Origin of the sequence: Nocardia carnea, assembly GCF_029868855.1 — a bacterium.
GTDB lineage: Bacteria > Actinomycetota > Actinomycetes > Mycobacteriales > Mycobacteriaceae > Nocardia > Nocardia carnea_A.
On record NZ_JARWOV010000215.1, the window covers coordinates 19,499 to 33,919 of the forward strand.

The 14,421-nt window shown below is 68.6% G+C and carries 7 protein-coding genes; 4 read left to right on the forward strand and 3 right to left on the reverse strand.

Features of this window, described 5'->3' with window-relative positions:
• Positions 1-135: 135 nt before the first annotated feature.
• The gene (gene bcp, locus QH195_RS20855) at positions 136-609 is read left to right on the forward strand and encodes a thioredoxin-dependent thiol peroxidase (RefSeq protein WP_280422601.1); all 474 of its coding nucleotides are present in this window, start codon (positions 136-138) and stop codon (positions 607-609) included.
• A gap of 181 nt (positions 610-790) precedes the next feature.
• Here bcp and QH195_RS20860 read toward each other — a convergent pair whose 3' ends face one another.
• Complete coding sequence (locus tag QH195_RS20860; RefSeq protein ID WP_280436678.1) at positions 791-1,573, reverse strand: TetR/AcrR family transcriptional regulator; 783 nt, start codon at positions 1,571-1,573, stop codon at positions 791-793.
• 212 nt (positions 1,574-1,785) lie between these two features.
• Here QH195_RS20860 and QH195_RS20865 point away from each other — a divergent pair, with 212 nt between their 5' ends.
• The 3 genes from QH195_RS20865 to QH195_RS20875 all read left to right on the forward strand — a co-directional run bounded on the left by QH195_RS20865 (position 1,786) and on the right by QH195_RS20875 (position 4,392).
• A complete protein-coding gene (locus tag QH195_RS20865) occupies positions 1,786-2,733 on the forward strand; it encodes an ATP-binding cassette domain-containing protein (protein ID WP_280436679.1) in 948 nt (315 codons plus the stop codon).
• A 75-nt stretch (positions 2,734-2,808) separates the two neighbouring features.
• On the forward strand, positions 2,809-3,537 hold the full coding sequence (locus QH195_RS20870; protein ID WP_280422614.1) for an ABC transporter permease: 729 nt from the start codon (positions 2,809-2,811) through the stop codon (positions 3,535-3,537).
• Positions 3,538-3,771: 234 nt separating this feature from the next.
• Positions 3,772-4,392, forward strand: a complete 621-nt coding sequence (locus QH195_RS20875; RefSeq protein WP_084493442.1) for a TetR/AcrR family transcriptional regulator — start codon at positions 3,772-3,774, stop codon at positions 4,390-4,392.
• A gap of 539 nt (positions 4,393-4,931) precedes the next feature.
• On the opposite strand, the gene acpS is transcribed toward QH195_RS20875, so the two are convergent.
• Together acpS and QH195_RS20885 are read right to left on the reverse strand one after the other, a co-directional pair.
• Entirely contained in the window at positions 4,932-5,369 is a 438-nt protein-coding gene (acpS, locus tag QH195_RS20880; protein ID WP_033246001.1) for a holo-ACP synthase AcpS, read from the reverse strand.
• 11 nt (positions 5,370-5,380) lie between these two features.
• A partial coding sequence (locus QH195_RS20885; protein WP_280436680.1) for a type I polyketide synthase occupies positions 5,381-14,421 on the reverse strand: 9,041 nt, incomplete at its 5' end.

Consider the following 14,421-nt stretch of genomic DNA (forward strand, 5'->3'; position numbering starts at 1 on the left):
GTATCCGCGGTCACCGCCGCCGCTACCCGCTCGGCCCCGGCGCGGCCCGCCGCTCTGTGCCGGCGGCCATCGCGACCCACGCGGCGCGCTCCCGGTCCGCGTCCCGGCGACCGCCGATTCGGATACGGTGCGAGGGTGACCGATAACCACCGACTCTCCCCGGGCGATCCGGCACCCGATTTCACCCTGCCCGACGCCGACGGCAACCAGGTATCACTGGCCGACTACCGCGGCCGCAAAGTCGTGGTGTATTTCTACCCCGCGGCAAGCACCCCCGGCTGCACCAAGCAGGCGTGCGATTTCCGGGACAATCTCGGTGAACTGAATTCCGCCGGACTGGACGTGATCGGGATCTCTCCCGACAAACCCGCCAAACTCGCGAAATTCCGTGATGCCGAACAGCTCAACTTTCCGCTGCTCTCCGACCCGGAACGCAAGGTTCTCACCGCGTGGGGCGCGTTCGGCGAGAAAACGATGTACGGCAAGACGGTGACCGGCGTCATCCGCTCGACCTTCCTCGTCGACGCCGACGGGAAAATCGAAGTGGCGCAATACAACGTGCGCGCCACGGGGCACGTCGCCAAGCTCCGCCGCGACCTTTCGGTGTAGTCGCGGACACAGCGCGGCATCCGCCGGTGCTCGCGTGGCATCGGCAGTGCGCGCGGACCGCGACGTCCGGCCCCGATCCGTGGCGACCGGGTCGTCGTCGAGCAGCATCGACTTCGGCCCGGACCGCGCTTGTTGCCGGTTCCTCGACGAGCGCGATCCGGCGGGAATCCGCCGCGGGGACTCACGCGTAGGAATCGACCAGCCGTTCGTAGCCGTCGAGCAGCAACCCCAGACTCCGCTCGAAGAACAAATCCTCCCAGTTGCCCTCGTCCTGTTCGAATGCCTGGGCCCGCACGGCCGCGGTGACAGCGGGGAACCGTTCGGGGTCCAGTACCCGTTCGAGGATGCCCCAGTCGCCTTCGGATTCCGGGTTGGCGGGATCGATCTCGGCGATGAGCCGGACCCGTCCGATCACGAACAGTGACAGATTCATCACCAGCTGCAGTTTGAGCGGTTCGGGCACCCGGGTTTGTGCCAGCGCCGACAGTCCGGCTTCCAGCCACGCCATATTGTTCGGCCCCAGCGGCGGCGCGCCCATTTTCACGCTGAGCCACGCCGCGTGCTGCGCGATCACGCGATACTCCGCCCACGCCCATTGGTACAGGATCTCTCGCCACGGGGTGCCGGGCGGGACCTCCGGAGGTGTTCCGAGCACTCGATCCAGTGCGATCTCCAGCAGGGTCGCCTTGCTGTCGACATAGCGGTACAGCGACATGGCGGTGAAACCGAGCCGCTCGGCGACCTTGTTCATCGACAGTCCGGCGAACCCTTCCTCGTCGGCGATTTCTATTGCGGCGTCCACGATCTGCTCCAAGCTCAGCCCGCGGCGGGGTCCACGGGAACCCTCCTGCGCCAGTCCCCACATGAGCTCGATCGATTTCGGTAGCGGCCGTTCGGCGTCTGCCGCGGCGGCCGCCCGCTCCTGGGTCGCCGCCTCCGGGCCACGGTCCGCTGCACTCGGCATCGATCTGGATTCCTTCCGTTGTCCTGCGGCGTCCGGTGACCGGCCGTCGGGTGCGGTGCCATTCGTCTGAGGACGGCACCGAGGTCACTCCTTCCTATACCACCTGGTCCCCTGGTCGCTCTTGCGCACCGCCCTCAACTGTGTACCATCTAAGCAGAATATATACCGTATACAGTTTATCCGGCATGCAGTTATCGGAAACGGAGCCGCAAATGATCGATCCACCCGCCATCTCCCTCACCGGGCTCGAGAAATCCTTCGGCGACCACCGAGTCCTCGCCGGTATCGACCTCGATATCGACCGCGGACAGGTGTTCTCCCTGCTCGGTCCCAACGGCGCCGGGAAAACCACCATGGTGCGCATCCTGGCGACCCTGACCAGGCCGGACGACGGAGCCGCCCGGGTCGCCGGATACGACGTCGTGCACGAACCGGATCGAGTCCGCGCGGCCATCGGGGTAACCGGCCAGTACGCCGCACTGGACAAGGTCCTCACCGGTACCGAGAACCTGCACATGGTCGGGCGATTGCTACACCTGGGCCGCTCGGAGGTCCGCCGGCGCACCACCGAACTCGTGGAGCGTTTCGATCTGGCCGGGGCGGCGGCCCGGCCGGCGAGCACTTATTCCGGCGGTATGCGCCGCCGCCTCGATCTCGCCATGAGCCTGATGGGCCGGCCGGAGGTCGTCTTCCTCGACGAACCCACCACCGGATTGGACCCGCGCAGCCGCCGCGAACTCTGGCAGGTCATCCGGGAACTGGTCGACGACGGCGTAACGGTCTTCCTCACCACCCAGTACCTGGAGGAAGCCGATCAACTTGCCGACCGGATCGCGGTGCTCCACGACGGCCGTATCGTCGCGGACGGTACCCCGGCCGAACTCAAACAACTCACCCCCGGCGGCCATATCCTGTTCCGCTTCGCCGACCGCGCGAACCTGGCCGCCGCAGCGCGCGCTACCGGCTTCCCCGAAACCGATCCGGACGAACTCACCCTGCAGGTGCCGTCCGACGGACAGGTCGCCCATCTCAAATATCTGCTGGACCAGTTCGCCGCGCTCGATATCACCGTCGAACGGCTCAGCGTGCACACCCCGGATCTCGACGATGTCTTCTTCGCGCTGACCAGCCGGCCGGCCCAGGCCGTACCGGCCGCGTAGCGATCCGCGCATCCCCACTCACAGAAAGCCACTCGCGTGACCACCCTCACCCACGCCGCACAGGACGCGGCCACCATGACGGCCCGCAACCTCCGGCACACATTGCGCAGTCCCGACGCTTTGATCAGCACCCTCGCGCTGCCGATCATGATCCTGCTCATGTTCGTCTACGTTTTCGGCGGGGCCATGGACGTCGGCGGCGCCTTCGTCGATTACGTGGTGCCCGGGATCGTCCTGATGTGCGCCTGTTTCGGCGCTTCCACCACAGCGATCAGCGTTTCGGTCGATATCGCCGAAGGGATCGTCGACCGCTTCCGCACCATGGCGATCAGCCGATCGTCCTTCCTCACCGGGCACATCACCGAAAGCCTGCTGCGCAATATCCTGGCCACCGCGGTGGTGGTGATCGTCGCACTGGCCATCGGTTTCCGGCCGACCGCCGACCCGCTGCGCTGGTTCGCCGCCGCGGCGCTCCTGGCACTGGTGGTGGTGGCGCTGTCGTGGATGTCGGCGTGTTTCGGATTGCTCGCCAGTAGTCCGGAGGCCGCCAACGGGTTCACCATCTTCGCGATGTTCATCCCCTATGTCAGCAGCGCCTTCGTCCCGCCCGAAACCATGCCGGACTGGCTGCGCGGTTTCGCCGAACACCAGCCGGTGACGCCGGTGATCGAAACGCTGCGCGGTCTGTTGGTGGGGACCCCGATCGGAAACAGTGCGGTACTCGCGGTCGCATGGTGGGGCGGCATCGCCGTGGTGTGCTACGGCACCGCCCTGGTGCTCTTCCACCGCAAGACCCGGAGCTGACCCGGACTCCAGCGGGCGATCCGGAGGCCGCAGCACCCAGTGTTGCGCGCCCCGGATCGGCGCCACCCGAGTGGTGAGACACGACAGACTCGCCGTCACATTCCCGTACTCTCCCACCACCACCTTCGACCTACCGCTAGCCTGGGACATGTGAACGTACGTACGGAGGCCACAGTGAAACGGCGTCCGGACCCTGCGCTGGAATTGGAACTGCAGGACGATCCGCAGGAACTCATGCCGCGGCGGCGTCCGACCCAGGAGCGCAGTAAGCGGAAGTTCGACGCACTGCTGCAGGCGTCCCGGGAACTTCTGGTCGAGGTGGGTTTCGAATCGTTCACCTGTGAAGAGGTCGCGGCCCGGGCGGAAGTCCCGATCGGCACCCTGTACCAGTTCTTCGCCAACAAATACGTCATCGTCTGCGAACTGAACCGGCAGGACCTGGTCGCGGTATCGCAGGAACTCGCCGATTTCCACGGCGAGATCCCGTCGCTGGACTGGTTGCGGCATATGAACCAGTTCGTCGACCATCTGGCCAGCCTGTGGATGACCGACCCGTCCCGCCGCGAGGTCTGGCTGGCCATGCAGTCCACCCCGTCCACGCGGGCCACCGGCGCGATCCACGAAAAGGAATTCGCCGAGGTCGTCTCGCAGATGCTGCGCCCGCTCACCCCACGCACACCCCGCGGGCGGCGCACCATGATGGCCGAGGTGCTGGTGCACGTGGTGTATTCGATGCTGAATTTCTCGGTCCAGGACGAACAGAGCCACGCCGACGCGGTCGCCGAACTCAAACGGCTGATGGTCGCCTATCTTCTGGTCGCCGAAAAAGAATCCCGCACCGCCAGCCAGGGCTGAAGCACCCGCACTCGGCAACGCCGGCCCGGCCTACCCGAGAGCCCGGACAGCGGGGCGCCACGGTTCGCGCCGCATCGCCGGACCATGTGGCGGCGCGGAAGGCGCCGGGTAGTACCGACAAGGCTCCAGCCGCGCCGGGTATGCCGGCCGCTCCTGGTCGCCGACCCCGCGGCAATCCGACACCGTCGCGGTTCGACGCCTATCCGCACCGGCCGAATGACCAGCACTCCGGCGGCCGAAGGAGACCCGTATGCCGGTTGTTCACCAGCCGTGTTCTGCGGCACGATCTACGCAGTCACCGAGTCGGCTCGCTGGGGCTCCGCACGGGCACCGTGTCCCGTCCAGGCGTCGTCCTGCGTACCCGCCGCACTCCGCGGCGCCGCGACATCCGGCGTTCGATTCGCCGCGCAACCGCAGGGCGAGACCATACGCGGTAGATGCGGCCGTACCGGCGGATGTACGCCCGGCCGGCATTCGCAGCCCGAACGAAAAGCCCGGAGTGACGGATACTCCGGGCTTTCGTCGTTCTGGTGGCGCGCTCAGTTCTCCGGCGACCGACCCTCGATCAGGTCGGCCAGCTCACCCGGGTCCTCGAGCACGACCATGGCGGCCGCGGTGTCCCCGTCGTGGGTGAGCGACAGGTGCACCCGCACCCGCGGCAGGAACTCCGCGGCCAGGCCGTGCAGTTTGATGCTCGGCCGGCCCCAGGCGTCGTTGACCACTTCGATCAGCGGATACGGGTTGTCCCCGATCTGCGGACGGCGGGCGAAGCGGGAGGAGGCCCAGGCTTTGAGCACGGCCTCCTTGGCCGCCCACCGCGCCGCGTAGCTGCGGGCCGGATCGGTGGCCTTGCTCTGGCAGTAACGCCGCTCACCGGCGGTGAAACTTTCCCGGAGCATGGTGGTTCCGGCCCGTTCCAGTTGTTCGGTGAACTCGGAGATGGTTACCAAGTCCAAGCCGATTCCGAGGATGGTCACAGTCGCGCAGCCTACGGTGTACCGGACGTGGCGGCATCGGTATCGCCGCCGCCGAATCGGCCGGTCTCGCAACCGGCCCCGTCGACCTGGTAGATCCCGTCACCGAGTCGAGCGGTCTCCGACAGCAGCATCTCGGCTTCCAGGCCGCGAACCTGCGCGGCGGGCGTGCCGTCGCCACCGAGCCGGCGGTCGGCCGGCCGCTCGTAGAGTGCGGCACCGCCGCACATCGCCTCGACGATGCGCTGCCGGCCGGCCAGCTGCCGTTCCTGTGCCCGGCGCTGGTATTCCTCACGCCGGCCCGGTTCGATCGCCTGGACGAACGCCTGCGGATGCACCACCGCGAGGAGGCCGGAGACATGCCCGAAGCCGAGCGAGGTCACCAGACCCGCCTTGAGCGGGAACCGGTCGCCGAACCGCAGCGCCTCGCGCAACCACACCAGATGCGGGTATTCGCGCATCTTGTCGTCCACACAGTCGAGACTGCGGTTGGGCGGCACCACACCGGTTTCCAGCACCTGGCACAGGCCGATGAGCTGGAAGGCGGCCGCACCGCCCTTGGCGTGCCCGGTGAGGCTCTTCTGCGAGACCACGAACAGCGGGGCGCCGTCGGAGCGGCCGATCGCCGCGGCCAGCCGCTCGTGCAGTTCGGATTCATTCGGATCGTTGGCCGCGGTGGAGGTGTCGTGCTTGGAGACCACCGCGATATCGTCCGCGCCCACACCGAGTTTGCGCAGTTCCGCGGCGAAGCGGGATTCCCGTCCGCCCCGGCCCGCACCGAGCGCGCCGAGTCCGGGCGCCGGGATGGAGGTGTGCACGCCGTCGGCGAAGGACTGCGCGTAGGCCACCACACCGAGCACCGGCAGACCCATCTCGAGTGCCACATCGCCGCGGGCCAGCAGCACGGTGCCACCACCCTGGGATTCCACGAACCCACCACGACGGCGATCGTTGGCCCGGGAGAAGTAGCGGTCGCTGATTCCCTTGGCGCTCATGGCCGCCGAATCCGCGGTCGCGGACATATCGCCGAAGCCGACGATGCCCTCGATACCCAGATCGTCGAAACCGCCGGCGACGACCACCTCGGCCTTACCGAGCTTGATCTTGTCGACGCCCTCTTCGACCGACACCGCGGCAGTGGCGCAGGCGGCCACCGGGTGGACCATGGCGCCGTAGCTGCCCACGTAGGACTGCACCACATGCGCCAGGGCTACGTTCGGCAGCGCTTCCTGCAGGATGTCGTTGGGTCGCGGTTCGCCGAGCAGGTTGTCGACGTAGAGCGACCGCATCGAGGACATACCGCCCATACCGGTGCCCTGGGTGTTGGCCACCAGGCTGGGATGCACCCAGCCCATCAGCTCGGACGGGCTGAACCCGGACCCGACGAACGCATCGACGGTGCAGGCGATATTCCACAGCGCGACCCGGTCGATCGAGGACGCCATATCGGCGGAGATACCCCACACCGTGGGATCCCAGCCGGTCGGGATCTGGCCGCCGACGGTGCGCGAGAGTTTCGCGCGCCGGGGCACCCGGATCTCGGTGCCCGCCTTGCGGGTGACCGTCCAGTCACCGGAGTCGGCGATCGGGCTGATCACCGTGTGTTCCGGCGCGGCCGCGTGGAAGGCCCGGGCCTCCGCTTCGCTGCCGACGGTGAACGACAGGTCCTGATCGAGGAACACCGAGGTCATCAGCGGGCTGCTGTTGTCGACCATGGCGGCGTCGTCCTCGTAGCGCCGGATCCCGCAGCGTTCGACCACCGCATCGTGATAACGCTCGGCCAGTTCGGCTTCCGGTACGTAGTCACCGGATTCGGTGTCGTACCAGCCCGGTTTCGGCTCGTTCTCCCAGGTCACCATGCCGGTGGTCCAGGCCAGCTCGAGCACGCCGGCCGCCGACAGTTCGTCGGAGACCTCCATCTCGAAACGGGTCCGCGCGGAGCCGTAGGGTCCGAGCTCACCGGCACCGACGATCACGACCATATCGCTGAGATCGGCGGTTACGGTGCCCCATTCGGGAACGGGAAGCGCCGAGGTCAGGGTCGGCGGGGCGGGCAGTGCGGGAATGCGCGGGGCGTCCGATTCCTCGGTCACCTCGGCCGTCTCGGCTTCTGCCGCCTCCTGTGCCTGCCGGGCCAGCTCGGGCAGATCGAGCTTCGCACCGGCCAGCCCGCCGGTGAGGTCGATCTGCTGCGGACCCGATTCGGTCACCGAACGGGCACGTGCGGTCGCCCATTTCAGCAGTTCGTCGGCGATCTCACCGGTCGACCAGGTCTGCACACCGGCCTTCTCCACAGCCTCGACCATGGGATCGTTATGACCCATCAGCCCGGTCCCGCGGACCCAGCCGATCAGCGCGTGCACCAGGGTGACCCGAGCCGCCCACGACTTCTCGGCCCGCCATTTGGCGACCACGGCATCGAGCGCGGCTTTGGCCTCACCGTAGGCACCGTCGCCACCGAACAGCCCGCGGTTGGGCGAACCGGGCAGCACCACATGCAGTTTGGCGTCGACATCGTGATCGGCGCCCAGCTTCGACAGTCCACCGATCAGCCGCTCGACCGACCACAGCAGGACCCGCATCTCCATCTCGGCGCGCGCGCCGGCGTCGGAGAGGTCACCGGCCACCCGCGGCGCCGCGAACGGCAGCAGCAGGGTCGGGGTGAACGCGTCCTTGGTCTTGATCTTCGCGCCACCGGCATTGTCGACCTGTTCGGTACCGACCCAGTCGATCAGCGCGTCGATATCGGTATAGGAGGCCATATTCGCCGGAACGACCCACAGGGCGGCGCCCTGGCGGGCGTTCGCGCGATAGAGGTCGCGGTAGAAACCGAGCCGGTTGTCGTCGAGACGGGAGGTCGTGACGATCACGGTCGCGCCGCCACCGAGCAGGCGACCGGCCACCGCGGCGGCGATGGAGCCCTTGCTGGCGCCGGTGACCACCGCGACCTCACCGGTCCACTCGCCCGCGTCGGCTTCGTCGCGGGCCGCGGCGGCGATCCGGTCGTAGTGTCCGGCGAGTACCGAACGGGCCTCGTGCACGGCCCGCTGCCGCCACCAATCGGCTTGCGCGGCAACGGCTTCACCGGCACCGAGGAATCCGTCCACCGGCTGCTGCGCGGTTTCCGCGTCTTCCCCCAGCCACATCCGGGCGAGGTCTTCACGCGCGGTGGCCCATCGATCGTCGATGAGCACCGCCTTGCGGGCGTCGAAGGACGGTGCGACCAGTCGCGGCCAGTCCGAGCCCAGTTCCGCCGAGACCAGATCGACCAGGCCGTCGTCGGTGGTTTCCACCGCGGAGACCTGATCGTTCAGGCCGAGCTGCTCCAGGACCAGACGCGCGGCCGAGGCCAGCACACCATCCTTACCGGTGATCTGTTCGGTGAACTCACCGAGCGCGGCCGCGTCCACGGTGCCGCCACTGGATCCGCCGGCCGCGGGCAGCGCGACCGCGACCCCGCGGCGCGCCGCTACGGCCTGGACTGCGGCGTCGATGGCGGCGTCCACGGACGCACCGTCGGTGAGCGCCCCGGAAACGAGTCCGCCCAGGTCACCGCCGCGCACACTGGAACCCTCGCGGGTGCCCAGCGACACCTCGGCGGTGATATGGCTGGCCCAGCCGTCACCGAGTTCCCAGACCTTCTTCACGCGTTCAGCGATCGCGGCCGGGCGTTTGCCGGACGGCCCGAACACCTTGCGCAGGTGATCGTTGATGGCATCGCTGAGCACCGAACCGAACGGCTTGTAGGTGCGGGCGAGCCGTTCGACGGTCGCGGAGAGCGCACCCATATCGGCATCGGCGGCACCGTCGATCGCGCCGAGCGAGAGCTCGGAGCCGAGGTCGACCAGCAGCTGGTTACGGCGTGAGGACACGCCGTCGCACAGACCCTCGATGGTGTCGACGGGGCCGATCTGGTCGAGCCGGAGTTTGGTCCACAGGGCGATCAGCACCCTGGTCGCGTCCGCCGCGGTGAAGGCGATATCGTCCGGCCGCGGTCCGCCGGTGGCCGTCGCGGCGGCGGGGGCGGCCGGCGCGGCGGCCGGAGCAGCCGCGGCGGGCGCCTCGGCGACCTCGTCGACCGGCTCGTCCACGGGCGCCGGATCGGTATCGGTCGAGTACACGACCGCGGCCTCACGCTCGATATTGAGGACTTCCACGGTGGCGGTGGTGAAATCGGGCAGCTTCAGGGTCTGGCTCGCCAGGTTGGCCACCGTCGGGGTGGCACCCAGGCCGACCTCGACGAACCGCTCCACGCCGAGTTCACCGAACAGCAGATCCTGGGTTTCGATCCACCGCACCGGGCTGGCGAACTGCCACGCCAGCAGCTCGATCAGCACCACCCGGCACAGTTCGCTCGGCCGCTGCGACCAGGAGTCGAAGTCGGCCAGCACACCGGCCAGCGGCTCCGACGGCACCAGGTCGGCGATCTCGGCGACGAACTCACGCTCCAGCGAGAACGGCCGCGGCACCAGGTTCGGGATATACCGCCCGACCAGAACCTCCGGACGCAGTTCGGCCGGCAGCAGCTGTTCGAGTTTGCCGCGGAACTCCGGCACGCCCTTGCGCAGCACGGTCGAATGGAACGGCACATCGATACCGGGAACCAGGATGAAGGCGCGCTTACCGCCGAATTCCTCCCGGCGCCGCTCGATCTCGGCCTCCAGAGCATCCAGACCGGCCACGGTGCCCGCGATGGCGTACTGCGAACCCCGCAGGTTCAGGTTCACCACCTCGAGGAATTCCCCGGCCGCCTCGCCCACGCCGGAGACGAAATCGATCACCTCGTCGTCGGGCAGTCCGATCTGCGACGGCCGGATGGCCGCCATACGGTAGTCGCTGCGCCCCTGCGCATCCCGCGGCACCAGTTCGTGCATGGCCGAACCGCGCTGGAACACGACCTCGAGCACGGCCTCCAGCGGCAGCACTCCCGCGACCGCGGCGAGCGCGTTGTACTCACCGACCGAATGCCCGGCCAACAGCGACCCCTCCACGAAGGCACCGGCTTCCCGCAGCTCCGCGACCTGCGCGACACCGAGGGTGGCCATCGCGACCTGGGTGAACTGGGTCAGGTGCAGCACGCCGTCCGGGTGCCGATGCTCGACACCGCGGGCCTTCAGATAGGTCGGGTTGTCGCGGACCACCGCCAGGATGGAGAAGCCGAGTGCTTCCCGGGTGTGCTTGTCCGCGCGATCCCAGATCGCCTTGGCGGCCTTGGACCGGGTGCGGGCGTCCAGCCCCATTCCCTTGCGCTGGATGCCCTGGCCCGGGAACGCGTACACGGTCTTCGGCGCGGCGGTGCGTCCGGTCGCGGTCATCACCAGATCACCACCGGCCCGGCAGGACACCTCGATGATCTCCGCACCGGCGTCGACGGCGACCCGTTCGACCCGCACATCGATCTCGGCTCCCGGCCGCACCATCCCGAGGAACCGGGTGGTCCAGGCGGTGAGTGTGCGCGCCGGCACCGAGGCCTGCGGATCCACCGCCGACACGGCGTGCTGGGCGGCGGCCGACAGCCACATGCCGTGCACGATCGGGCTGCCCAGACCGGCCAGTTTCGCGGCCGCGTCGCTGGTGTGGATCGGATTGTGATCGCCGGAGACCGCGGCGAACGCGGCCATACTGCGGGGCGCGACCATGGTCACGTCCCGGCGCCGGCGCCGCGGGGTTTCGCCGGCCGCGTCGCTCACGGTTCCCGCGGCCCGCGGCGGGTCGGTCAGTTCGCCCGCACCGCTGCGACCGCGGATGGCGAACCGTTCGGCGAGGCGCGCCAGCGGTACGACGTCCAGCCCTTGGTCACGCATCTCACCGACGGTGACGTTCACCTCGACCACGCGGCCGAGATCGGTGTCGACGACGGTTCCGGATTCGGCGCGCACGACGAGAATGCTGGTGACATCGGGAAGTTCGCGCAGCAGTTCGACCTGATGGTCCAGGTGCACCAGGTCCAGCATGCCTTCGATCACGCTGGCATCGGATTCGGTACGCGCCGCCCCCAGTACCGCGAACACCGCCGGCCAGCACGCGCCGACCAGAACGTCGGGCACGGTCCGGCCCAGCGTGCTCAGGTTCGCCGGCAGTCCGGCTCCGGTGACTCCGGCATGGTCGGCGATCAGATCCGGCGTCCAAGCCAGATTGACATGCGCGATATTGCCCTTGACCTCGGGCAGTGTCTGTCCGGCGGCGACGGCCAGCAGGGCGGACATGGAAGCGTCGGCGTCGGTTTCGGTCACCACCGGCGACCCACCGTTGTACACCGACACCGGCACGGTGATCCGGATCCGCACACTGTGCTCGGCGGTGAGCGGAACGGACAGTTCCACATAAGAGTGTTCGGCCTCGGGACCCTCGGTCTCCACCAGCGTGGCGCCGGTCGGCGGATGCACCGCGCCCTTCTCGTCCACGGTCCATTCGTGCAGATCGCCCAGCCGGTGCACGGGGTTCACGGTGGCCCGGCCCGACCAGTTCATATCCGGCGCCGCGAGCACCACATCGATGGGTCCGCTGGTCACCGCGGCGACCCGGCGCGCATCCACGGCGGCCGGGACGACACCGTCGCGCACCAGTGCGTAGGCGGCGTCCTGCTCGAAGCGATCCAGCAGTTCACCGACGGGCTCGTCGACCCGGGTGATCCCGGCAACCGAGACGGTGCCCGGGATCACGCACACCTGATCGGCCGAGTACCGCGGATCGTGGGCCTGCCACAGCGAATCCGAACGCCACCAGCGCCGGACATCCTGGTCCACCACGGGAACGAAGTTCACCGGTTTACCGGGCGTCTTGCACAGCGCGATGAAGAACGGCACATCGGCCGGGTGCAGCAGCGTCTGCCGGGCCGCCGGATACTGCTCCGCCAACCGCGCGAGAGCGGCGGCCGGGTTCTCCAGATCCTCGTCACGGAACAGGGACTCAATCTCACCGCGATCGGCCGGCGCGAGCCGGGCCTCGGCGCGGCGCAGCATCTCCGCGAACCGGTCGCGCCAGCTGATATCCAGCCAAATCGAACGAGTGGAGGCGGCGATCGCGTCCCCGAGGTCCGAACCGCAATCGAAATCCGCGCGGCATTCCTGCCCCACGGCGAGCTCCACGTACCGCTCGAGCCAGGCGAGGTAGGTCATGGCCGGGACATCACCGAAATACGGTTTCGCGGTCGCGTTCAGGGCGGCGATGATCTCCGCGCGCCGCTGCGCCACCGCGTCCGCGTCACCGGCGACCTCGTCCAGCAACCGGCCGGTGCGCGAGGCGGCATTGTCGATCTCGTGGATATCGGCACCGAGCTGGCTGCGACCCGAGGCCATTCCGCCGGTGGCGGTTCCGGCGCCCACCCAATCCGGGGTTCCGGGGGTGTCCACCAGCAACTGCTTCACCTCGGGCGCGGTGGTCGCCTCGAGAGTCGCCATGGCCGCCGTGCCCACCAGCACACCGTCCAGCGGCATCGCCGGGTAGCCGTGTGCCGCCGACCAGGCGCCGGTCAAGTACTCGGTGGCCCGCTCCGGGGTCCCGATACCACCGCCGACGCAGACCACGACGTTTCCGTGGGTACGCAGTTCGGCGTAGGTCTCGAGGAGGAGATCGTCGAGGTCCTCCCAGGAGTGGTGCCCACCGGCCTTACCACCCTCGATATGCATGATCACCGGGTAGTCGGGCACCTCACCGGCGATCCGCAGCACCGAGCGGATCTGCGCGACGGTGCCCGGTTTGAACGCGACGTGGCTGATGCCCACCTCGGTCAGTTCCTCGATCAGCGCGACGGCTTCCTCGAGCTCCGGAATACCGGCGGTGACGATCACACCGTCGAACGGAGCGCCCGCCGCGCGTGCCTTCTGAACCAGCCGCTTACCGCCCAGCTGCAGTTTCCACAGGTACGGGTCCAGGAACAGTGAATTGAACTGCACCTGCCGCCCGGGGTGCAGCAGTTCCTTCAGTTCCTCGACCCGGTCGGCGAAGATCTGCTCGGTCACCTGACCGCCACCGGCCAGTTCGGCCCAGTGCCCGGCATTGGCGGCCGCCGCGACGATTTTCGCGTCCACCGTGGTCGGAGTCATCCCGGCCAGCAGGATCGGCGAGCGTCCGGTGAGCCGGGTGAACGCGGTCTCCACCACGATCCGCCCGTTCGGCAGCCGCACCGGCTTCGGCGCGAAAGCCGTCCACGGCTGCGCCACCTCCGGCACCGCGCCCGGGGTCAGCAGATTGCGCTGCCCGGCACGGGTCGCCACCGCCACCATGCCGACACCGCTGCCCTTGAGGGCACTACCGCTGACCCGCGACAGCAGGTCACCGGGCCCGAGGTCCAGAATCCACTCCGCGCCCGCGCCCACCATCTCGTCGACGGTGGCGACCCAGTCGACCGGTTCCACCAGGATGTCGCTCGCCATCTGCGCGGCCAGCTCGGTATCGAGCCCGCACTGCGCGGCCCACCCCGAGACCAGCTCGACGGTATCGCCGAGCGCCGGGTGGTGGAACGCCACATCCACGTCCAAATCTTCGAACACCGGCGCGAATACCGCGCCACCACGCTGTTTGGCGGACCGCTCACGGTCCTGTTCGGCATGCAGCTGCTCGCAACGCTGCCGCACCCGCAGCAGCGCGTCCGGGGTCCCGGAGAGCACCACCCGACGCCGCCCGTTACGAATCGACAGCACCGCGGCGGCCAGCGGATCGACACCCTCGAACACCTCGTCGAGGACACCGCGCAGCTCGTCGGGGTCGATATTGGACACCGCGACCATCGAGGAGCGATCGCCCACCGGCATCAACCCGCGCCGGCGTGCGACCAGCCCCGCCGCCGCACCGACGAGCTGACCGATGGCCAGCATCTCCGCGTCGCGCTGGCCGCAGGTCTTGACCGCGGTCGCGGCCAGCAGACCCTGTGAATGGCCCACGATCGAGACCGGCGCGAACTCCGCCGGGTCCAAACCCTGTAACCGCAGTGCGCGCAATGCGGCGAGCTGGGTCAGCAGCACGCCCGGCATGGATACCGCCGCCGATCGCAGCACCCGCTCCGACGGCGCGTCCGAAACCGCGGTCTCGTCGTCGGCGAGGTCGTCCTCCAGCA

Excerpts from the sequence above, each read along its gene's own strand:
- QH195_RS20860 (WP_280436678.1), bottom strand. The coding sequence starts at position 1,573 with ATGCCGAGTGCAGCGGACCGTGGCCCGGAGGCGGCGACCCAGGAGCGG.
- QH195_RS20865 (WP_280436679.1), top strand. The coding sequence starts at position 1,786 with ATGATCGATCCACCCGCCATCTCCCTCACCGGGCTCGAGAAATCCTTC.
- QH195_RS20870 (WP_280422614.1), top strand. The coding sequence starts at position 2,809 with ATGACGGCCCGCAACCTCCGGCACACATTGCGCAGTCCCGACGCTTTG.
- QH195_RS20875 (WP_084493442.1), top strand. The coding sequence starts at position 3,772 with ATGCCGCGGCGGCGTCCGACCCAGGAGCGCAGTAAGCGGAAGTTCGAC.